A 22,599-nucleotide genomic window follows, 5' to 3' on the forward strand; every position below is an offset into this window, starting at 1 on the left:
TCCCGGACTCGCTATTAATCGCTGCTAACACTATTCTTTTGACTGTTCTAACTTGACTCCTAGTATATAGAAGTCCTGTTAACATTTCAACCCCAATTATTCAGCGGATAAGGCTTCGATTGGGTCTAATTTAGCGGCTTTACGTGATGGTGCGAGCGCTGCTAGTAAACTAATCACTATACTGATAACAATCCCGAAGATGACATAACCACTGGTAATTGCCACAATTGGCATGTGCGTCAACGGTTGGGCAATCACGTTAACCAATGCTTGACCACCCCAGGCAATTAAAGCCCCTAGAATACTTGAGAAGAGGCCAATCAAGAAAGCCTCTGACATGAATAAGTGACGAATATCCTTTTTACGTGCACCAATCGCCCGTAAAATACCGATTTCTTTCGTCCGTTCTGAAACACTGATGTAGAGGACGACGATAATCATGATTGCTGAAACTAATAATGAAATCCCTGCAATCCCAGCTAAGACGTAGAAGGCTAACTTGAGGTACGTATTGATTGAATCTAAGATCGCACCGACACCGGTAATTTGATAATCTTTTTGCGTTTTACCATCTACCTTACTGTCGTAAGCTTTGATCTTATTTTGAACCGCTTTGACGTTTTGCGTTTTATTCACCGTAACAGCGGCAAAGTTAGGTTCTAATTCTAAGTTTTGGGCTTGATACATCTTTGCTAAAGTCCCATAAGTAACGGCTTCAGTCCCCGAATTGATAATCCCTGAGACCTTCACATCTTGACGCATTTGAACTGGTCGTTGGTCTTTACTAATTGCGTTGACGTATACAGTTACCGTACGACCAACCATCTTCTTGTAATTTTTCTTATCTAATTTTTTGGCAGTTGCCTTCGTTAAAAGAACTTCGTTGGCGCCTGGTTTTGTCCCGGTTTTAATATCTTGAACCCGTTCCGTCTTATTAAAGGTTTGGAACATTTGGATTGTTTCACTCTTCTTTTGATAGTGAACTTGGACACCATCGGCATAATAGCCCTTTTCAACCTTTGTCACATCTTTAATCTTGTCAAAACGTTTAATATCTTTATTGGCTAAATTCCCTTGATCGCCATTTTCAATTTGTTTTTGGCTCACATTCCGGGCAATTTGAATTGTATTGGGGTTCACTTGGGATGATACTTGATCGTTGATGTACCCGGTCACCCCTTGGCCTAAGCCCAACATTAAAATCACTGAGAAAATCCCGATTGAGGCACCAAAAATGATTAACAAGTTTCGTTTAATGTCATAGCGCATATGTTGCATCGCCATTTTAAAAGCTGACATGAAACTCAATGGGCTATTTTTCTTGGGTGCTGATTCACATGGTGCTGGATAAGCATCCTTGAGGCGCTTATCATAATCAATTTGCCCATCAACCATGTGGACAACACGTGTGCCGTAATCCGCAACAGCCTGCGAATGCGTCACGGCAATAACGAGTTTCCCATCTTCGGCAATTTTTTGTAAAATCGCCAAGATTTCAGCAGTATTTTGACTATCCAAGGCACCGGTTGGTTCATCGGCAATGATCACATCAGGATCGGCAGCTAATGCACGCGCGATAGCGACCCGTTGTTTTTGGCCCCCCGATAGTTGGTTTGGATGCTTATTGATATGTTCCTTTAGGCCAACTTGTTCTAATAAGGCGGTTGCCTTTGCAACCCGTTCCTTATGCGACAAATCGGTCATTTCAAGTGGTACCATAACGTTTTCTAAGTTGGTTAAGTGACTAATTAAGTTAAAACTCTGGAAGATGAAGCCAATTGTCTGACTGCGATAAGCATCGAACTTCTTTTCAGAAGCATTCTTCAATGATTCACCATCAACGATTAATTCACCTTCATATTGATGATCCAAACCACCAATAATGTTCAGTAACGTTGATTTACCGCCACCAGATTCCCCTAAGATCGATACAAATTCGCCCCGATCAAACTTAAGATTAATGCCTTTTAAAACTTTAAACGCTTCTTTATTCACATGGTAGGACTTGTGAATATCTTTAATCTCTAATAATGTCAATTGACTACACTCCCACTACTTATAGTACCCTATGTTTATTCCCCAGGGCTTTGCTCATGAATCTACTTTACCAAACCGACTTTGACAAACAATCAGTCTAAAGTCTTAAAAATGACAGCCTGTCATTTATTATTTTTTAGCTGTTCTTTACGCAACTTTTCAAGATTGCATCATTATATCATTTTGATGGCCAATCGGACAAAAAAAGAAGCCAGACCATTTCGGCCTAGCTTCTTCAATAATTATTCAACTGTTATTCATGAAGCGAGTGACGGGAATCGGACCCGCGACGCAAGCTTGGGAAGCTTGAGTTTTACCACTAAACTACACTCGCATTACTCACTTATTGTAGCATAATCTCCTAGATTTGTGAATATTTTTTTGAAAAAATGATTCAATGACTTAACAGGCACCCCTTCGGTAATGTATACTAAGGCTAACAACTCAAAGATTGGAGTCCTATTGATGAAAGATTCTCAAGAAACATCACAAGAACTTTCGGAATCATCGGCTTTTCATTGTCCAGCGTGCCAAGCCTCTATTGATTACGGTATCAAACGCTGTCCGAGCTGTCAGACTGCCATCTTTTATCGTGATATGTCTGAAACTTTTTGGAATGATCGCAAGATTAAGATGTTCAAACAAAGCGACGCAGTTCACCACAATCACTAACTTAACTATAAATTAAGCGTAGACGTCACGCAAAAGCTATTTTGTGTGATGTCTTTTTTAGTGCTTATAATTTTTTTAATGTCTAAACGTGTTCTATCAGTCATATTCCTGCGTTTAACGCCGAGAGGTAAACGGTGACTTCCAGTCACCATTCACCTCCCTCTGTTAATCCTCAGAATATCCCCGACTGATGACACACTCTTCTTTTTTAGTGCTTAAAAATTTAATACCAACTTTTTTTGTAACCGTCACCACACTATCAAGCGCACTACTGGCGCCTGTTTTTTGGTTAAAAATCCATTTGTATACCACTTTGATGGTTGTTATAATAGCAAACCATACACAGGAGGTCTTTATGTTAGAAAAGAACAAAATGAGTTTATTCAGCTTAGTCATGTTAGGACTAAGTTCAATCATCGGTTCCGGGTGGCTATTTGGTGCTTGGGAAGCAACCACTGTCGCAGGACCGGCTGCCATTATTTCATGGATTGTCGGTGCGATTGTGATTGGTGCCATCGCCTTTAACTACGTCGAACTGGGGACCATGTTTCCTGAAAGTGGTGGAATGAGTCATTACGCGCAGTACAGTCATGGCTCATTATTAGGTTTTATCGCGTCATGGTCTAATTGGGTGTCGTTAGTCACGATTATCCCCATTGAGGCTGTCGCCGCTGTTCAATACATGAGTTCGTGGCCCTGGTCTTGGGCCAACTGGACGAACCGTTTCATGCATCATAATGAGATTTCAACCCGCGGTTTGTTAGTCGTTTTTGCTTTTATCATTGTCTTTACCCTTTTAAATTTCTGGTCAGTTAAATTCTTGACCCGTTTCACCAGTTTCATCGCCATTTTTAAATTGGCAATTCCATTACTAACAATTATCATGTTAGTTTCAACTGGGTTCCATTCTGAAAACTTTGGCCATTCGGTAGCAACCTTTATGCCATATGGTTCCGCTAAAATTTTTGCGGCAACATCGATTTCCGGGATTATTTTCTCCTACAACGCCTTTCAAACGGTCATTAATGTTGGGAGCGAAATTCGGGATTCTAAACGCAATATTGGTCGCGGGATCGCAATTTCACTTGGTATTAGTATCGTCATCTATTTATTACTTCAAATCACCTTTATCGGTGCTGTTTCTCCCGCTTTAATCGCTAAAACCGGCTGGCATGGTTTGAATTTCCAATCACCATTTGCCGATTTAGCAATCCTATTAGGGATTCACTGGCTCGCCGTCCTATTATACTTAGATGCTTTCATCTCACCATTTGGGACCGGCGTTTCGTTTGTTGCATCATGTGCCCGAACACTTGCGGCCTTGAAGCAAAACAAACATATGCCCGCTATTGTTGGGAAAATAAACCATCAATACAACATTCCTCGGGTCGCAATGGCGATCAACGCCGTAGTCAGCATGCTGTTAGTTTCCGTCTTCAGAAGCTGGGGCACGCTTGCCAGCGTTATTTCAACGGCCACCCTGATTGCTTACTTGACCGGTCCGGTAACCGTGATGTCACTTCGGAAAATGGCGCCGGACATGAATCGGCCTGTCCATTCACCATGGATGAAAGTGATGGCGCCTTTATCCTTTGTCCTCGCTAGTCTTGCGACTTACTGGGCAATGTGGCCTACAACTATCAAAGTTATCGGCGTAATTATGCTTGGCCTACCATTTTATTTCTACTATGAATATCGGATTCATTGGGAAAATACCTGGGCACAATTCAAAGGCAGTCTCTGGTTGATTATTTATTTAGCCTTGCTGTCATTGATTTCCTTCCTTGGTAGTCGTGAGTTTAACGGTATCAACGTGATTCCTTATCCGCTTGATTTCGTCCTAATTAGCGCCTTAGCCCTCATCTTCTATTATTGGGGTATTATCAGTCGCTTCTATTCCAAATACTTCTCACGCGCCAAACGAATCAATAAGGACGTACAGCTTTAAAAAGAGTGTGTCATCAGTCGGGGATGTCCCGAGGATTAACAGAGCATGGCGAATGATTGCCAACGGTAATTATTTGACATGCGGCGTTAACCGCAAGGATATGACTGATAGAACACGTTTAAGTTAAAAATGTGCCATCAAAAAGAGATTGAAACAAAAATAATTTTTGTTCCAATCTCTTTTTTTGCTATCATATCAACGTTTCTGTTAGAATAAACGATAATTGGAGGCGCTTGAATATGAAAAAATTTACCGTGCAATCAACCGACCGCCAGCATCAACTTCACGTGGTTGCTTGGTTGCCGACTCAAAAACCAATCGCAGTTGTCCAACTTTTAACCGGGATGGCAGAATATATCGAACGCTACGACGCGCTCGCCCAATTCTTAGCTGCTCGCGGGATCGTCGTAATTGGCCACGATCATGTTGGTCAAGGACATTCCGTTCAGACAACTGATGAACTTGGTTATTTTGGCCCCCACGGCTTACAAACACTCTTAAACGATTGTACTTTAATCGGGCGCATCGCCCATGAAGCATATCCTGAATGCCCGTTATTTGTGTTAGGTCATTCAATGGGTTCGATGCTCGCCACCCAATATGTCAAACAAACAACTGTCCCACTGACCGGCGCGATTTTTATGGGCGTTATTGACGTCCCAGTCGTGCTCAAACCCGTTTTACCACTCGTTAATTTAATCGGAGCCCTTGCGCCTAAACAACCGGGTAAGCTTTTAAATAATCTGGCTTTCGGCGTTTATCCTAAACGCTTTGACGCCAACCGACCATTCTCGTGGCTCAGTTATAATCAAGCCAATGTGGCAGCCTACGAAAATCATCCCCTCTGTGGCTACGTGTTCAGCAATAGCGGTTTTTCGATGTTATTGACGCTGACAGAATTAACGCGCCACGCGGATTGGCAACTGGCCTTAAAAGAACGCCCAGTGCTAGTCCTGAGTGGTCAAGACGATCCCGCCGGCGGTTATGGCCGCCGCGCATGCCATTTAGCGACACAATTTAAAAAGCACACCGTCACTAACGCAACGGTGCGCATTTTACCACATACAGCTCATGAAATCTTACAAGAAACAAATGCAATTGAACAGCAACAAGCGATTTATGATTGGTTGCTTACAGCAATTTCTGAATCTCCTGCAACACGCCATAATTCTCGTTAGTATCAGCGCGGTAGGTAGCATATTGCAACATATCGTCGTCTGCATTACCCATTAAATAACTATATTTAACTGTTTGAAGCATTTCTTTATCATTATACGTATCCCCAAAGGCCATCATTTCATCCGTTGAAATATTGAAATGATTAGCTAGAAAACGCATTGCATGGCCTTTATCAATCCCTTTATTCATGATATCGACCCATTCCACACCAGCCACGGCCACTGAATAATCAGCGCCAAATGTTGGCCCGTAAATTTGTTCGTAAAAGTCGCGGCTATTGGCTTCTGGGAAGTAAACCGTAAACTTATCCGCTTCAACACTCACTTTAGTTAAATCGGGAACGTATTTGATTTCGGCATAGAATTGACGGAATGTCGCATCTAAAGCTTGGTATTGTTCTTCAATATAAACGGCATCCATCCCACAAATCATCCCGATTCCGGTTTGACTCTCGTTCACAAAAGCGACCATCCGTTGATAATCAGTCAATGGCAATAAACTCTTGAAGATAATGTCACCTTGATAACTGATAACCCCGCCATTATCACCTACGAGACACATGTCATTTTCTAAATTAGCAAACATCTGCTTCAACGTATAAAGTGGTCGCCCACTCGCCGCTGTAAAAATGATGCCTTTGGCCGTTAACTGTTTAACAACTTGTTCGAAGTTGGGTGGTAACTGGCCACTTTCGTTTAATAAGGTATGATCCATATCTGATGCAATTAATTTAACTGTCATACTTAACGCTCCCCTATCCTTAGTTACCTTAATAATATAACGGTTTCGGTCCGCGCTCGCAACCGTTTACATTCAACTTATTAAAAATAGCACTGCCGCATTTAACGCGTCAGTGCTATTTTCGGTCTTATGATAATTTTAATCGTTTTAGTCGTAAGGCATTTAATAACACCGACACTGAACTAAAACTCATCGCCGCCCCAGCAATCATTGGGTTTAGAAGTGGTCCCCCAAACAAGTGAAGGACACCCATTGCGACTGGAATCCCGAGAATATTATAGGCAAAAGCCCAGAAAAGATTCTCTTTGATATTTTGCATCGTTTTTCGACTTAATTTAAAAGCCGTTGGAACCGCCATTAAATCATCATGCATCAACACAATATCTGCTGACTCAATCGCGACATCTGTCCCTGAACCGATTGCTAAGCCAACATCGGCTTGCGCTAAAGCCGGCGCATCATTAATCCCGTCACCAACCATCGCCACTAATTGACCGGTTGCTTGTAAGGTTTTAATTTGGGCTGCCTTTTGTTCTGGTAAAACATCACTAATCACTTGTTCAATCCCAACTTGGTGTGCAATTGCTTGAGCCGTCTTTTGGTTATCCCCAGTCAACATCACAACTTGAATCCCCATCTTTTGCAAACGACTGATGGCCGCTTGACTCGTTGCTTTAACCAGATCGGCAACCGCAATTACGCCTTGTAATTGACCGTCTTGGGCCAAGTACATCGGTGTCTTGCCTTGTTCAGCTAATTGTTGCGCCGTCTTCAAACCAATTTCGATTGCAACGCCATTTTCAGCCATTAATTGTTGATTTCCAAATAGAATTGTCTGGTTCGCAACTTGGGCGGACAGACCGTAACCCGGAATGGCTGTGAAATCGGTCATTGCTGATAAAGTTAATTGGCGCTCACTAGCCGCTTGGCTGATTGCACTTGCTAACGGATGTTCCGAACCAGCTTCTACACTGGCCGCTAATTGTAACAAGTCGTCTTCAGTGCCCTGATAAACAACCATATCAGTCACGATTGGTTGTCCGGCGGTAATCGTCCCCGTTTTATCCAATACAACGGTTTGAATATGTTGCGCCGTTTCAAGTGCATCCCCGCTCTTAATCAAGACACCATTTTCAGCGCCTTTACCAGTGCCCACCATAATGGCAGTAGGGGTTGCTAACCCTAAGGCACATGGACAAGCAATCACTAAAACTGAAATCGTAATCGTTAACGCAAAGAGCCACGATTCTTGCCCTAAAAAGAACCACGCTAAACCGGATAATAAGGCTAAGCCAATCACGATTGGGACAAAGACGCCCGCAATCTTATCCGCTAACCGTGCGATGGGCGCCTTAGTCCCTTGCGCCTGTTCGACCAATTGGACAATTTGCGCCAAGGCCGTATCTTTGCCAATCTTAGTGGCTTTAAATTGGAAATGACCGTTTTTATTTAAGCTGGCCCCAATAACGGCATCGCCAACTTGTTTTTCAACCGGTAAACTTTCACCGGTAATTAGCGATTCATCAACCGCCGAATGACCCGCAATCAATTCTCCGTCAACCGGCACTTTTTCGCCAGGACGGACAACAAGTACGTCACCGACGACCACTTCAGCCACATCAATCGTTGTTTCGACGCCCTCGCGTAAAACCGTCGCTTGTTTAGGCGCTAAATTTAACAATTTTTCGATTGCTGATGATGTCTGACCCTTAGAACGCGCTTCAAAATATTTGCCTAACGTAATCAACGTCAAAATAACACTGGCTGATTCATAATAGAGGCTCGTCACTAAGTCGATATGCCCACTGATAATCGCTAAGGTGGCGATTAAGCTGTAACCCCAAGCGGCGCTAGTACCGAGTGCAACTAAGGAATCCATATTGGGATGCCCATTGAATAACGCCTTAAACCCGACAATGAAAAATTGCCGGCCCCAATATAATACCGGTAACGTCAATACTAGCTGGGTGACCGCAAAGTTAACGGGCGCTTGCATCGGTTGCCAAAACGCCGGTAGCGGTAAGCCAACCATATGCCCCATCGATAAATATAAAAGCGGCAACGTCACAAGGGCCGATAACCAAAAACGCCGCCAAAGTGCTTGTAAGTGAGCCGTGCGTTTGGCCTGGATCGCCTGCGCTTCTTTTTCCGGGTCAATCTGTTCTGTTGCACCATAGCCCGCTGCGCTAACCGCTTCTTCAATCGTAGTCACGGATAATTCGGAATCGTCATATTCGACCTGCATTTTTTCGGTGGCCAAATTGACCGCCGCTTTTTGCATGCCCGGCAATTTTTGCGTTGCCCCTTCAATCGTTTGTGCACAAGAAGCGCACACCATCCCATCAATGTTAAACGTTTTAGTTGTCATTTGCTGGTTACTCCCTTCAATCCGGTAATTCTAGTCGACCGTGTAGTGTGTCCCTTCAAGTGCCGCTGCCAAGGTGGCATGATCAATTTCAGTAGCCGTTTGAAGCGTTGCTTGCTTTTGTTCTAAACTCACTTCAACGGATTGAACCCCTGCGATTTTTGAGAAGCGTTCCTGCACGTTTTGCGTACAACCATCACATTTCATCCCTGTAATTTTAACGATTTGTGTCATTGTCATATCCTCCAATATCTACATTTGTAAACTAATTGTTCGAAAAAATAACCGTCTCAACGAAACGATCATTCATTCAATAAAGTTAGTTTACAACCGTAGACTTAAAAAGTCAACCTAATCATCCTAAGCAATAAAAAAAGACTAGCCGAGTTGCTAAAAACAACTTGGTCAGTCTCTTGTAAGCATTTCGTGATGCCCGTGGCAGGATTCGAACCTGTACTCGGTTACCCAAACAGCGACCTGAACGCTGCGCGTCTGCCAGTTCCGCCACACGGGCGATTTGCTACATGACTATTGTACCAGTGTTGTGAAGCCCTGCCAATACCCTTTTAATACTATTTCGCTTATAATAGAGGCAACTAAAGGAGGTCATCGTATGCAAATTATCACAGACGAATTGGCCCGCCAAGTGATTGTGGCTCGGCCCGCTATCAGTCACAAAGGCGATTTTGGCCGTATTTTAATCATCGGCGGTAGTCAGCAATATGGCGGTGCGGCTATTATGAGCGCCTCTGCTGCTGTTTATACCGGGGCGGGGTTGGTTTCCGTGGCTAGCGATTTAAGCGTCCTCTCTAGCCTTCACACCCGTTTACCCGAAGCCATGTTTATCGATTACCGGCAACCCTTCGTACAATGGGTACCTGCCGTTCAAGCCGCCGATGTTATCGTGATCGGTCCAGGACTTGGACTGAGCGCCTTTGCGTCGCTTCTTTTAAAACAAGTTTTGCAAGCTGTTCGGCCTGAACAAACTCTCTTAATCGATGGTTCTGCGCTTACCTTAATCGCCCGCGAAAAACTCGCCCTGCCGGATGCGCAACTGATTTTAACACCCCACCAAATGGAATGGGCGCGTCTAAGCGGTCTATCGATTGAACAACAAACTGTCGCCAATAATCAAACGGCACTGGCTGATTATCCCAAGGCCACTCTCGTGCTAAAAAAACACCACACCGAAATTTATCACCAAACACAAGTCAGTCAGCTCATGATTGGCGGCCCCGCAATGGCGACCGGTGGTAGTGGCGATACTTTAACCGGGATTATCGCGGCGTTCTGTGCGCAATTTGGCCCAACTGCTGATGTAATTGATGCCGCGGTTTATACCCACAGTGCAATCTCCGACGAACTTGCTACAACTCAATACGTGACACTGCCCAGTCAGATTATTCAAGCGTTACCGCAATTTATGGCAAAGATAGCTGATCATTAACCTGATTGGACTGGTAGTGATAACTACTATTCTTAGCTATTATTCAAGCTTTAAAGTAGTCAGTGGTCTATGTCAAAAAAGGATTGTTCTTCCGTCTAATTAATGGTATTATCAATGTCTAAAAAGCGTTTTCCAAATCATAGCAATGGAGGTCTAAACAATGAGACGTCTTATATTACCACTATTAACAACCGCCATCTACCTGTTTTTAAGCTATTTATTGGTCGTAGTCCGGCCAATTCAAGGTAGCCTTAGAAACATTCTAATCATTGCACTAGTGGCTAGCTATGTTTTTGGGACCCGTTGGCTATTAAAAGATGCCTATCCAATCATCCCACAAAAGTACCTAGTACTAATAAAAATCGGCTTGCCAATTGCGATTATATTACCATTCATAATAATGATTCTATTTCTTTTTTAAATATATTACTAAAGGGGCCTGGAAAAAGTAATTTTTCCCAGGCCCCTTTAGTATGAACTATTCTTTTAATAATGCTATTTCGGTAGTTTTTAATGCGCGATACGCGCCACGTTTCAGGTCAGCCGGCAATCTTAACGGTCCCATCTGAAGTCGTTCTAGTGTCAGTACTTCTTTGTCAACCGCATGGAACATGCGCTTAACCTGGTGGAACTTGCCTTCATGAATTTCAACTTCAATTAAGCTTTCTTGGCGTTTTGTATCAGTACTTAAAATCGTCAATTGTGCTGGTTGAGCATCAAAATCACTCAACTTTAGACCGGCAGCAAATTGTGCTTGGTCAGCCGCCGTTACCACCCCGGCAATTTTAGCGCGGTACGTTTTAGCAACGTGTTTTTTGGGACTCAATAAATCGTGGGCTAAGTCGCCATCATTGGTAATCAGCAATAGCCCCGTCGTATCCTTGTCCAAACGGCCCACTGGGAATAAGTCTTCCCGATAATCTGCTGGTGCGAATAAATCCATGACTGTTTTTTGCGGATCGGTCGTGGCCGAAATAACCCCCGCCGGTTTATTTAATAACCAATAAAAATTAGTTTGATAGCGAATCGGTTCATCATCAACGTAAACCACCGTTTCTGGGGTCACTTGATATTTTGCTTCTTTGATAACTTTATCGGCAACACGAACCCGCCCTGCCTTTAGTAATGGCTTGAGCGTTTTACGTGTGCCGACATTCATATGACTTAAAAAACGATCAATTCTCATTTTAATTTCAACTTTCTTCTAAAGCGGTCTAAGTTACTGCCTAGGACATAATCGGCTAAGCGTGATTTCAACGCTAAAACAGCATAGACTAACCCACCAACTGCGACACTAATCGCAAGGACAAGCACACTTTGAAGCCGACTTTGTGGATTAAACACTAACAATAATCCTTTGACCGTTAGTGATGTCATCAGATACATAATCACCGAAAAGCCGACGATCCCGATTAAACGGCGAATCGTTTGCCAGGCATCAAAATGATAATAGCGGTGTAATGCGGCTAACATCAAGATTGAACTCGTCGCAAAGGCTAAGCCAGTTGACACAAGCGGGCCGTATACCCGGAAGAAATAAATAGCTGGGTATTGGGCCACAATTTTAACGATGAAACCAATCAATAGATAGAACAAGGCCAACCGGTTTTGGTATAACCCTTGTAGAATCGCTCCTAAGACCGTGAAGAGGCCTAAGAGAATCGAAATATACGATGAAAATTGCAAGACGCTAATCCCTAAGGCATCGTGTGAGTAGAACAACGTATAAAGTGGTTCGGCCACGGCTGCCATCCCGAAAGCCGCTGGAATCATGACTAAATTAAAGAGTTGAATGGTACTACCAATTTGCTGGCGTAATTCTTTTTGATTACCACGAACGTGAGCCGCAGACATCAATGGTACCGCCGTAACAGCCATTGCGGCCGCTAATGAAACCGTGATTGAAATCAGCTTATTCGCATTAACCGCAAAAAGCGTATATAGATTCCAAAGTTGGTGATCCGAAGCAATTACAAAATCACTCATCATACGATTAAAACTATACTGGTCAATAATATAGACTAAATTAATACTAGCATCAATAACGATAAAAGGAATCGATTGCTTGATAATCCCCTTCAATAAATCATTCATTGAAACAGTTATCGCATTATTACTACCAGCAATTAGCTTTTCAATCCGTGGTCGCTGCTTTAAGTAGTGCCAAATCAGTAGAAGTAGACCAGCAACCGCTCCGATAAATGCCGCAAAAGTTGCCTGAGTCACAGCATCAATGTAACTTCCTCTTAAGACCTGTGTGATAACAAAAACAGTCACAGTCATATAAATTACCCGAGCAACTTGTTCAATAAATTGAGAAATCGCGGAAGGTGCCATCTCAGCATACCCTTGGAAAAAACCACGCATAATACTTAAGAGTGGAATCACCAACAATGGCCAACAAAGTGAATGGAACACCGGAATCATTCTGGCATCCCCTTGGGATAATACCGGTGCTAGAAGATATAACGCACCTGCCGATAAAATCCCCATAATCAGCATTAAAATTAGTGATTTTTGAAAGAGTTTCTGCCCAACTCCATATTCATTCATTTCGTTATAGTGCGCAATTTGTTTTGAGAGTGCCCCCGGAATCCCAGCAGTCGAGACAACGATTAGCACACTATAAATTTGGTATCCTCGGCCAAATAAATTATTGGCTGCTAAAAAGTTAACCCCAAACCAGATTGGCCATGGAATAACATAGATGGCTCCCAGAATTCGCGAGAAAATACTTCCGGCAGTCATCCAAGCGGATCCCCGCAACATCTTGCTCTGTGAAGATTTATCCGTCGCCTTTGTATCAGATGAATTGGTCATTTTCCATAACTCCCTTATTAAACGTCAAAAAAGCATCTTCCTACTATTTTAGTTGATTGCCTGAAACCTTGCAATTCCTTTAACAAAACTTTATGAAAAAAGAGTGCTTTAGTACACGTTTAACTTCTGAGGATTAGCCTAATCAGGCGAATTGACGATGCAATCGTCGATTTGACTGATGTCGCTAACCGGAAGAAGTTGCGTACTAAAGCACGTTTCAAACGTGGAGTGTTTCTGATGACGGTTAACAACTGAGCATTAATTAAAAATAACCATTAATCTCGCTTTTAAGCTTAATGGTTATTTTAGATTAAGCGGAAGTTGTTGCCATCAGAAGCACGTTTCAAATTAGAGCGCTTTACCGAGCGTTTAACTTCTGAGTATAGCATAGCTTGGTGAATGGGCCGCACAGCGGATCGTTTGCTAAGCGTCGCTAGACGGAAGAAGGTGCTCGTTAAAGCACGTTTCAGCCGATTATCTTGTGAAGTTTAGGCAAAAAAATCACAATAAAAAAAACAGGATCCGCTTCCGCAGACCCCGTTTCATTTTTATTTCGTTTTCGTTGTTTGTTTAATCAAGTACCATGTTAATAAGATACTGATGAACACCATGATGCTCCCGAAAATTGGTGTACTACCCAAGCCCCAAGCGGCAGAAGCTTGACCGCCGACCAATGAGCCAATCGTAATCCCAATGTTAAAGGCTGAGATATTCAAAGCCGATGCCAATGGAATATCGTTTGGTGTGAACTTTTCAGCAAGTTGGACAATGTAAAGTTGCAAACCAGGAACGTCCATGAAGGCGAAAAAGCCCATCAATAAGACGTTAATTAAACCAAACCAATGTGAATTCAATGTTAGCATGAATAACATGAGGGTTACTAATAACCCAACAAACATTCTCAATAATGCCAACAAAGGTTTGTGGTTAGACCACTTACCGCCTAACGTGTTCCCTACAGCAACCATTAAGCCATAAACAACTAAGATAATAACCACCGCACTTGGTGACCAACCCATCTTCGTTTGTAAGATTGGTGTCACAAAAGTATAAACTGTGAATGTGCCACCATAACCAAGGGCTGTAATTAATAAGGCAATCACGATTGCTTTATTTTTGAAGACCCGAATAATCCCACTAAATTGGCTTGGTTGACCCAACGGTAAGTCGTTTGGAACCAAGAACCAGTTAGCGATTAAGCCCAAGACACCAATGCCAGCGATGAAAATAAATGACATGTGCCAGGTTGAAATTTGACCGATGAAAGTCCCCAGCGGTACCCCGGTAACAGTTGCGACTGTTAAACCAGTGAACATCACGGCAATCGCACTTGCTCGGCGTTCTGGTTCCACAACATCCGCCGCAATCACTGATGCGATTGACATAAAGATCCCGTGTGATAACGCTGAAATAATCCGACCGATTAAAACAACTGAGAAGACTGGGGCAAAGGCCACCGTTAAGTTACCAATGGTAAAGACGATCATAATCCCCAACAATAAATTCTTCCGTGGCCAACGACTGGTTAAGATAGCCAAAATGGGCGCACCAATCGTAATCCCCAAGGCGTACATTGAAACGGTTAAGCCGGCTTGGCTCATTGTAATCCCAAAATCTTTAATCATCAACGGCATTAAGCCAACACTGATGAATTCTGTTGAACCAATCGCAAAGGCACTAATCGCCAATGCTAACAAAGTTAAGTTCGCACGTTGCTTTTTACTCATTTTCCCACACTCCTAATAGACTTTTTTACTGATGTACTATATTATTCAATAGAAGCGTCATTTTCACAATCACGCACTTTTTAGTCAGTAGGTTACTGAAAAGTAATAATTGAGTCTTATCACAATGAAAAGGTGAATCAAAATTAGAAATGAATGAGAAAACTTATAACATTGGTGTTGAAGCCACGATGGAAATCATCGGTGGTAAATGGAAACCTGTCATTTTATGCCACTTACGGAATCAACCACTCCGCTCAAGTGAACTCTTACAAAATATCCCTAAAATCTCTCAAAAAGTTTTAACGCAACAATTGCGCGAACTCGAAGCCGACGGGATTATCAATCGGAAAATCTATCAAGAAATTCCGCCGCGGGTTGAATACAGCCTCTCTGAATACGGTCAATCACTCAATAAGATTTTGAACCTACTCTGCTTATGGGGTGAAGATAATATCGACCGCCGCCAATCAGCTGGGGAATCGATCAATGTCTTGCATCGTGATCAAATTAATCCAATCTACTAAAAAAGAGTGCTGTAGGTTGCGGGTAGCAACTGAGCATTAATACAAAATTGGCAGTAATCCAAGGTTTTAGGATTACTGCCAATTTTAGATTAAGCGGAAGTTGTTGCAACCAAAAAGCACGTCTAGACGATAGGAGTCTGGATAGCAAAAAAGGCGCCAGGACAAGTAATGCTTGTCTTGGCGCCTTCTTCACTATTTGAATATTGATAATCTAACCGTGTTCTATAAGTCATATCCTGAACTTATGGCACACTCTTCTATTCTTTTTGACGTCCAAACTTCACGAAATAAATAACAATCATCAGGACTAAAAAGATTAAGCCGACAATTAATGAGATCCGTGTTTCTGGGTTAATAAACATGAATACTAGTGTTAAGCACAACATTGCCAACGTGATGTAGTTGGAATATGGTGACCATGGCATTTTAAATGGATGGGTTGCCATCTTTTCAGCGTGTTGTTTCCTAAAGGCGATTTGGCTAATTAAGATGACAAACCAAGGCACCATTCCTGGCAAGACACTTGAACTATAAACAAGGACGAAGATGTTGCCGGCTTTAGGATAAACCAATGGTAGAATCGCGTTTAAAATCACACCGATTAAAATCCCTAATGAAATCGCACCAACCGCGTAGAATGGCACGCCATGTCGGTTGAGTTTCAAGAAACGTTTTGGTAATTGACCATTATTAGCCAACGTAAACGTCATCCGGCTCGCACTGTAAATCCCAGAGTTAGCGCCTGATAAGGCCGCTGTAATCACAACGAAATTAATAATTGAGGCTGCGGCGGTAATCCCGATTTTAGCGAAGGTTTGAACAAATGGTGAACCAACTTGGTTGAGTTCATTCCAAGGGTAAATACTTAAAATGACGAAAATAGCACCGATGTAGAAAATGAGGATCCGAGCAACAGTTGATTGAATCGCTTTAACTAAGGTTTCTTGTGGGTTTTCGGCTTCTCCGGCCGTAATCCCAATTAATTCAATCCCTTGATAAGAAGCAAGGACAATCGCAAGGGCAAAGACAAAGCCTTTGAATCCACCTGTGAAGAAACCGTGTGCCCATAAATTGCTAATCCCAACTGGGTGCATGTGATTCCCAATCCCGAAGATGATTAATCCGAGACCAGCGACAATCATTAACACAATCGTCACCACTTTAATTAGGGCAAACCAGAATTCTAGTTCACCAAACATGCTGACCGATATGAGATTAGCGGCACATAAGAACGTAATTGCGACTAAACCTGGGACCCACCCTGGCAGATTCGGCCACCAAAATTCTAGATAGCCACCGATTGCAATCATTTCACTCATCCCAACGACCACAAATTGGAAAACATTACTCCAAGCTGTCAAATAACCAAAAATGGGGTGCATATATTCCGTTGCAAATTTCGCAAACGATCCCGTATCTGGATCAACGTACAACATTTCCCCCAAAGCGCGCATGATTAAATACAATAATAGACCGGCAATACCATAAGCGATTAAGACAGAAGGTCCTGTCCATTTAATCGTCGTATTAGCCCCCATAAACAAACCGACCCCGATTGTCCCACCTAATGCAATCATCTGCATCTGACGGGCATTTAAATTCCGTTTCATTCTCCTCAAACCCTTCTATTTAGGTATCCCCATTGTTGGTTAACCCGACAATCTAAATTTACTTATCATCGTATAATAAAAAAAGAGGAAAATCAATATCTTTTCTAATCTTTTTATCATTTTAGAATGCTATTAAATAAGGTTTTGTAGGTCAATAGTATTTGTTAGGTTCCTAACTATTAACTTTAGATAAGAAAAAAGGACAGACAAAATTGAATTTGTCTGTCCTTTTTGAAACGTGCTTTTTCAGGTATATCATTGTGGTTAGCTACGTCCCGCAAATAATCGACTTTGTCGATTATCCACGAGCCTAGGCTAATCTTCACGATATAACCACCTGAAACACACTCTTTTTTGAAACGTGCTTTTTGGTTGCAACAACTTCCGCTTAATCTAAAACTGTAAATAATCCTAAAACCTGGATTATTTACAATTTTTTATTAATGCTCAGTTGCTGACCGCAACCAAATGCACTCTTGTCTGAAACGTGCTTTTCAAGCTAACTTTCTGCGCTTATCCCAGTGAATCAAACAACCGACTGCGTCGCTTATTCGCTTCCCTCTGATAATGCTCAAAAGTTGCCCGAGCTTGAACGCACTCTAATTCGCTACAATGTTTACCAATTTGTTTGGAATGGCAATCACTTTACGGACTGTCTTGTCTGCGATAAATTCGGCTACTTTTTCGTTGGCCTTTGCCATCGCTTCTAATTCTTCCTTCGGTGTATCTTTCGCCACTGTTACTTTGGCCTTTAACTTACCGTTAACTTGGAAGATAACTTCTACTTCATTAGCGATTAATGCTGCTGGGTCAAATGTTGGCCAATCAACATAGCTGATTGAATCATCATGACCAAGCATTGCCCATAATTCTTCCATCATATGTGGTGCGATTGGGGCTAATAATTTCACGAAGCCTTCAGCATATTCACGTGGGAATGTATCTGCTTTATAAGCATCGTTGATGAAGACCATCAATTGTGAAATGGCCACGTTAAAGTGCATGCTTTCGAAGTCTTCTGTCACTTTCTTAACAGTTTCGTTATAAACCTTCTTCAATTGATCGTTGTTGTCAGCGACAATCTTGCTTGAAAGTTGGTCGTTTTCGTCCGTATCTTCTTCTGTGTATAAACGCCATACACGGTCCAAGAATTTACGAGCGCCGGCTAAGCCCTTTTCACTCCATGAAATTGAAGCATCTAATGGGCCCATGAACATTTCGTATAGACGTAATGTATCAGCACCAAAACGATCAACAACATCATCAGGGTTAACAACGTTCCCTTTTGATTTAGACATTTTTTCGTGGTTATCGCCTAAAATCATCCCTTGATTGTATAGGTGTTGGAATGGTTCCTTCGTTGGGACGACACCGATATCATACAAGAATTTGTGCCAGAAACGAACATATAGTAAATGAAGCACAGCATGTTCTGCACCACCGATGTACATGTCAACTGGTAACCAGTCCTTCAACTTGTCAAAATCAGCCAATTTATCAGGGTTCTTAGGATCGATATAACGGAGGTAATACCATGAACTACCAGCCCATTGTGGCATTGTATTCGTTTCACGACGGCCTTTACGACCATTTTCGTCCGTCACGTTTAACCAGTCTGTTAAGTTCGCAAGTGGACTTTCACCAGTACCAGAAGGTTTGATATCGCTTGTTAATGGTAATTCAAGTGGCAATTGATCTTCTGGAACGACAGATGTTGTGCCATCTTCCCAATGAATAATTGGAATTGGTTCACCCCAGTAGCGTTGACGTGAGAATAACCAGTCACGTAATTTATAACTGATTTGTTCATGACCCACTTTGTGTTCAACCAACCATGGAATCATCTTGTCGATAGCAGCTTGTTTGTCTAAGCCATCTAAGAAATCTGAATTGATCATCACACCAGGTTCTGTGTGAACAGCTTCTTCAGGGTTACCGCCTGAAACAACTGGTTTCAATGGTAAACCGAATTTCTTGGCAAATTCCCAATCGCGAGGGTCATGTGCAGGAACGGCCATGACAGCACCAGTCCCGTATGAAGCTAAAACGTAATCTGAAATCCAGATTGGTAAACGTTCGCCGTTCACTGGATTGATGGCATAAGCACCCGTAAAGGCACCTGTTTTGTCCTTAGCCAAATCAGTCCGTTCAAGATCACTCTTGTGTTCGATTTCTTTTAAGTATGCATCAACGGCAGCTTTTTGTTCAGGCGTTGTGATGTCAGCTACTAATTTGTGTTCTGGCGCCATCACGATGTAACTCACACCAAACATTGTGTCGGCACGTGTTGTGAAGACGTCAATATTAGCGTCATGGTTTTCAACAGCAAATGAAACTTCAGCGCCTTTTGAGCGGCCAATCCAGTTACGTTGCATATCCTTGACACTTTCAGGCCAATCAACAAGGTCTAAGTCGTCAATTAAACGATCAGCATAAGCCGTAATCTTCAACATCCATTGACGCATTGGTTTCCGGTAAACAGGATAACCACCACGTTCAGTTTTACCGTCGATCACTTCTTCGTTGGCCACAACTGTCCCTAAATCTGGGCTCCAGTTAACAGCAACTTCGGCTTCATAAGCCAAGCCTTTTTCGTACATTTTTTCAAAAATCCATTGGGTCCATTTGTAGAAATCAGGATCCGTTGTATTCACTTCGCGATCCCAATCGTATGAGAAGCCTAATGAATTGATTTGACGTTTGAAAGTGTTGATATTTTTTTGCGTGAAATCAGCAGGGTTATTCCCCGTATCTAACGCATATTGTTCAGCAGGTAAGCCGAATGCATCCCAACCCATTGGGTGCAACACGTTGAAGCCTTGCATCCGTTTCATCCGGGCCAAGATATCAGTTGCCGTATAGCCTTCAGGATGGCCAACGTGCAACCCTTGTCCTGATGGATATGGGAACATATCTAATGCGTAGAAATTTTTCTTATCTTTATCTTCTGTTGTTTTAAAAGATTTATGTGATTGCCAGTAGGCTTGCCACTTTTGTTCAACTGCGCGATGATCGTAAGTCATATCAAACACTCCTTATTTTTAGCGTACTTTCAAAAGTATAGACACTTTTGACGCACTCTTTTTTAATCCACTTAACGTCAAAAAAAGTCCTATGGTATAAATACCATAGGACGAATTGACCGCGATGCCACCTAAGTTCTGCCCAGTTCAAACTGAGCAACTCTCTGGCCGTAACGTGGCTGACGTTTCTATCTACTTGATTTCAATAGAAAACTCAAAGGTGAGTTCGCTAAGTTCAACGACGTGTTCGCACTAACCACACGCTCTCTGGACGTTTCACTTAACTACTAATCCCTCTCAACGTTAAATAATTGTTCTTAGCATACCAAACTCTTACTTCAATTTCAAGACTTGGCCAACTAAGATTAAATCTGAGCGTAAATTATTGGCAGTCTTCAATTGGCTAATTGTCGTACCATTTTTTTGAGCGATTGACCATAGGCTATCACCTGATTTAACGGTATAAGACTTTGTTTTATTAGGCGTTGTTTGGTTGTTATTGTTAGTTGTTGTTTTACCAGCACTGACTTTTAACACTTGACCTGGATAAATAAAATTATTTTTAATGTTATTTAAACGAACCAATTCAGCCATTGAGATTCCTGATTGTTGTGAAATCCGCCATACTGAATCACCAGCTTTGACCTTGTAGGTTTTAGCGGTTGTCGTTGTTGAGCCATTGTTATTATTACTACTGCTATTGTTGTTGTTATTTGTTGGCGGTGTTGTTTGTCCCGTTGATTTTTGACCAACAATTAATTTTTGACCAGGATAGATGAAGTTATTACGGATATTATTCCACTTCACTAAGTTCGCCATTGAAACACCATAGCGGTTTGAGATTGCCCAAACTGAATCGCCAGACTTAACCGTGTAAGTTTGGTTATTCGCCGGTGTTGTTGGGTTCGTTGGATTTGTCGGTTTAGTTGGATTCGTTGGTGTTGTTGGGTTTGTTGTTTGTTTAGCAGAAACAATCAAAACATCGCCCGGGTGGATCATGTTATTTTTAATGTTATTCCAGCTAATTAACGTATTCATTGAAATACCGTAACGCTTAGCAATGCCGTAAACTGAATCGCCGGCTTTAACTGTGTATTTTTCACCATTTGTTGGTTTAGTTGAATTGGTTGGGTTCGTTGGTGTCGTCGGATTCGTTGGTGTTGTTGGTTTGTTAGCCGAAACGATTAAGACATCACCAGGATGAATCATGTTATTTTTAATGTTATTCCAGCTAATTAAAGTACTCATTGAAATCCCATAACGTTTAGCGATGCCGTAAACTGAATCGCCAGCTTTAACCGTATACTTTTCACCATTCGTTGGTGTTGTTGGGTTCGTTGGTGTTGTGCCCGTACCACCATTGTTACCACTTGTAGCAGGTGTATCATATTGCGTTAAGTTATATTGTTGGATAAGGCGATTTAAACTAGCCGCATAGTTCGTAGCTGTGGCATAGCGACCTTGAAGATATTGTGTCGCATTTTGATAGCTTGTCGTGTGGCTCTTGAAGGCCCCTTGGTAATAAGGTGTTGACCCAAAAGAAGTATTCTTCAAAACATGCACGTAATCTTGTAGTGATTGGTAATATGAAGGATATTTACGGAAAGCAGCGTTGATTTGATAAAGATTACCATGACCATCATCTTCGTTTGTTAACATGTAGACAGAGCTACCGTTGTAACTCCCTTTAACACCGAATAAGTTGTAGTTAGGGGCTTTGCCTAAAGCGCTATTCCCAAAACCTGATTCAAGAGAAGCTTGGGCAATCATTACTGAAGCATACAAATCATTTTCACTTGCTAATTGACGTGCTGAGCTAGCAATTGAATTGATGAAAGTTGATGCACTGGTTGATGAATAGGCCATAATCGCTTGAGCTGTTGCGATATTAGCACCCGTATTTTGTGTGCCAACAACTGGTTGTGCTTGTGTTGGTTTGGGTTGAGCTGTAGCTGCCTTATTCGCATCATTTTCAGTCACTTGAGGCTTCACAACTGGTTGTGATTGGCTTTGGCTACTACTTGTTGTTTGGCTTGATTGACTTTGACTGCTGCTTGTTGCTTGGTCAGTACTACTTGTTGAGGTCGTACTATTAGCAACACTACTTGTACTTGATGTCGCTGTATTGAGGTTGGTTTCGTTGGCGCTCACTGTTTCAACAGCTGCCTTAACTTTACCGCTCGTGAGACTAGGTGCAACCGCAGACCCCATCAAGAAACTAGCTCCTGCAAAAGTCGTCATATGCCGCACTTTCTTATTCCGTAGTTCCTTTTTTTGACGGTTTAAAATTATTTTTTGTGTCGCGATTCTTTGTTTTCTAGTCTCTTTCAACATAAAAACCTCCATATAAATTTTCTTTAAAGTAATAGCTATCTTTATTAAGTTTATCTAAAATATATTATAATATTAATAATCCTATAAAACAACGTATATGTTATAAGCGGTTAATAATCGATTTAAAATTAGTTCAAGGCGACAGACCGTTAACATTGTTATTATAGAATTT

Annotated in this window: 14 protein-coding genes, 2 tRNA genes, 1 pseudogene and 1 other annotated feature; of the genes and pseudogenes, 6 read left to right on the forward strand and 11 right to left on the reverse strand. The window is 42.0% G+C overall.

The genetic code is table 11. The features are described 5' to 3' along the window. Positions 1–96 precede the first annotated feature (96 nt). Both NDN60_RS03260 and NDN60_RS03265 read right to left on the reverse strand, forming a co-directional pair. Positions 97–2,037, reverse strand: coding sequence for an ABC transporter ATP-binding protein/permease (locus NDN60_RS03260; protein ID WP_099947713.1), 1,941 nt, complete (start codon positions 2,035–2,037; stop codon positions 97–99). A gap of 263 nt (positions 2,038–2,300) precedes the next feature. Next, positions 2,301–2,371, reverse strand: a tRNA-Gly gene (locus tag NDN60_RS03265). Between the two features lie 131 nt (positions 2,372–2,502). Between NDN60_RS03265 and NDN60_RS03270 the strand changes: the two genes are divergently transcribed. From NDN60_RS03270 to NDN60_RS03280, 3 genes are all read left to right on the forward strand, one after another. Then, positions 2,503–2,709, forward strand: a complete 207-nt coding sequence (locus NDN60_RS03270; protein ID WP_099947430.1) for a hypothetical protein — start codon at positions 2,503–2,505, stop codon at positions 2,707–2,709. 355 nt (positions 2,710–3,064) lie between these two features. Next, the gene (locus NDN60_RS03275; RefSeq protein ID WP_016265472.1) at positions 3,065–4,657 is read left to right on the forward strand and encodes an APC family permease; all 1,593 of its coding nucleotides are present in this window, start codon (positions 3,065–3,067) and stop codon (positions 4,655–4,657) included. Positions 4,658–4,896: 239 nt separating this feature from the next. Continuing rightward, positions 4,897–5,835, forward strand: a complete 939-nt coding sequence (locus NDN60_RS03280; protein ID WP_099947431.1) for an alpha/beta fold hydrolase — start codon at positions 4,897–4,899, stop codon at positions 5,833–5,835. Here NDN60_RS03280 and NDN60_RS03285 read toward each other — a convergent pair. The 3 genes and pseudogenes from NDN60_RS03285 to NDN60_RS03300 form a co-directional block, all read right to left on the reverse strand. After that, positions 5,789–6,577, reverse strand: a complete 789-nt coding sequence (locus NDN60_RS03285; protein WP_099947432.1) for an HAD family hydrolase — start codon at positions 6,575–6,577, stop codon at positions 5,789–5,791. The genes NDN60_RS03280 and NDN60_RS03285 overlap by 47 nt on opposite strands. 127 nt (positions 6,578–6,704) lie before the next feature. Next, positions 6,705–9,176: pseudogene (locus NDN60_RS03290) on the reverse strand (heavy metal translocating P-type ATPase). 196 nt (positions 9,177–9,372) lie between these two features. After that, positions 9,373–9,456 (reverse strand) — tRNA-Leu (locus NDN60_RS03300). A gap of 99 nt (positions 9,457–9,555) precedes the next feature. On the opposite strand from NDN60_RS03300, the gene NDN60_RS03305 reads away from it, so the two are divergent. Then, positions 9,556–10,389 (forward strand): NAD(P)H-hydrate dehydratase, encoded by an 834-nt coding sequence (locus tag NDN60_RS03305; protein ID WP_099947714.1) that lies wholly within the window; start codon positions 9,556–9,558, stop codon positions 10,387–10,389. A gap of 160 nt (positions 10,390–10,549) precedes the next feature. Further along, complete coding sequence (locus tag NDN60_RS03310; RefSeq protein ID WP_061827377.1) at positions 10,550–10,810, forward strand: hypothetical protein; 261 nt, start codon at positions 10,550–10,552, stop codon at positions 10,808–10,810. 57 nt (positions 10,811–10,867) lie between these two features. On the opposite strand, the gene NDN60_RS03315 is transcribed toward NDN60_RS03310, so the two are convergent. The 3 genes from NDN60_RS03315 to NDN60_RS03325 all read right to left on the reverse strand — a co-directional run bounded on the left by NDN60_RS03315 (position 10,868) and on the right by NDN60_RS03325 (position 14,936). Continuing rightward, the gene (locus NDN60_RS03315; protein WP_099947715.1) at positions 10,868–11,575 is read right to left on the reverse strand and encodes a pseudouridine synthase; all 708 of its coding nucleotides are present in this window, start codon (positions 11,573–11,575) and stop codon (positions 10,868–10,870) included. Continuing rightward, positions 11,572–13,209, reverse strand: a complete 1,638-nt coding sequence (locus NDN60_RS03320) for a putative polysaccharide biosynthesis protein (RefSeq protein ID WP_099947716.1) — start codon at positions 13,207–13,209, stop codon at positions 11,572–11,574. The genes NDN60_RS03315 and NDN60_RS03320 overlap by 4 nt, the downstream gene beginning before the upstream one ends. A 548-nt stretch (positions 13,210–13,757) precedes the next feature. Beyond that, positions 13,758–14,936: an MFS transporter gene (locus NDN60_RS03325; protein WP_011375125.1), complete on the reverse strand. Its 1,179-nt coding sequence runs from the start codon at positions 14,934–14,936 to the stop codon at positions 13,758–13,760. A 149-nt stretch (positions 14,937–15,085) separates the two neighbouring features. Here NDN60_RS03325 and NDN60_RS03330 point away from each other — a divergent pair, with 149 nt between their 5' ends. Continuing rightward, entirely contained in the window at positions 15,086–15,460 is a 375-nt protein-coding gene (locus NDN60_RS03330; protein WP_011375126.1) for a winged helix-turn-helix transcriptional regulator, read from the forward strand. Positions 15,461–15,717: 257 nt separating this feature from the next. Here the strand turns inward: NDN60_RS03330 and NDN60_RS03335 are convergent, their stop codons facing one another. From NDN60_RS03335 to NDN60_RS03345, 3 genes are all read right to left on the reverse strand, one after another. Next, the gene (locus NDN60_RS03335; protein WP_011375127.1) at positions 15,718–17,070 is read right to left on the reverse strand and encodes an amino acid permease; all 1,353 of its coding nucleotides are present in this window, start codon (positions 17,068–17,070) and stop codon (positions 15,718–15,720) included. 599 nt (positions 17,071–17,669) lie between these two features. Further along, complete coding sequence (gene leuS / locus NDN60_RS03340; RefSeq protein ID WP_011375128.1) at positions 17,670–20,093, reverse strand: leucine--tRNA ligase; 2,424 nt, start codon at positions 20,091–20,093, stop codon at positions 17,670–17,672. Positions 20,094–20,196: 103 nt separating this feature from the next. Next, positions 20,197–20,403, reverse strand: a binding site (T-box leader). A gap of 23 nt (positions 20,404–20,426) precedes the next feature. Continuing rightward, positions 20,427–22,427 (reverse strand): LysM peptidoglycan-binding domain-containing protein, encoded by a 2,001-nt coding sequence (locus NDN60_RS03345; RefSeq protein WP_231953168.1) that lies wholly within the window; start codon positions 22,425–22,427, stop codon positions 20,427–20,429. Positions 22,428–22,599: the final 172 nt, after the last annotated feature.

It is taken from the genome of Latilactobacillus sp. (assembly GCF_033176295.1).
Lineage (GTDB): Bacteria > Bacillota > Bacilli > Lactobacillales > Lactobacillaceae > Latilactobacillus > Latilactobacillus sakei.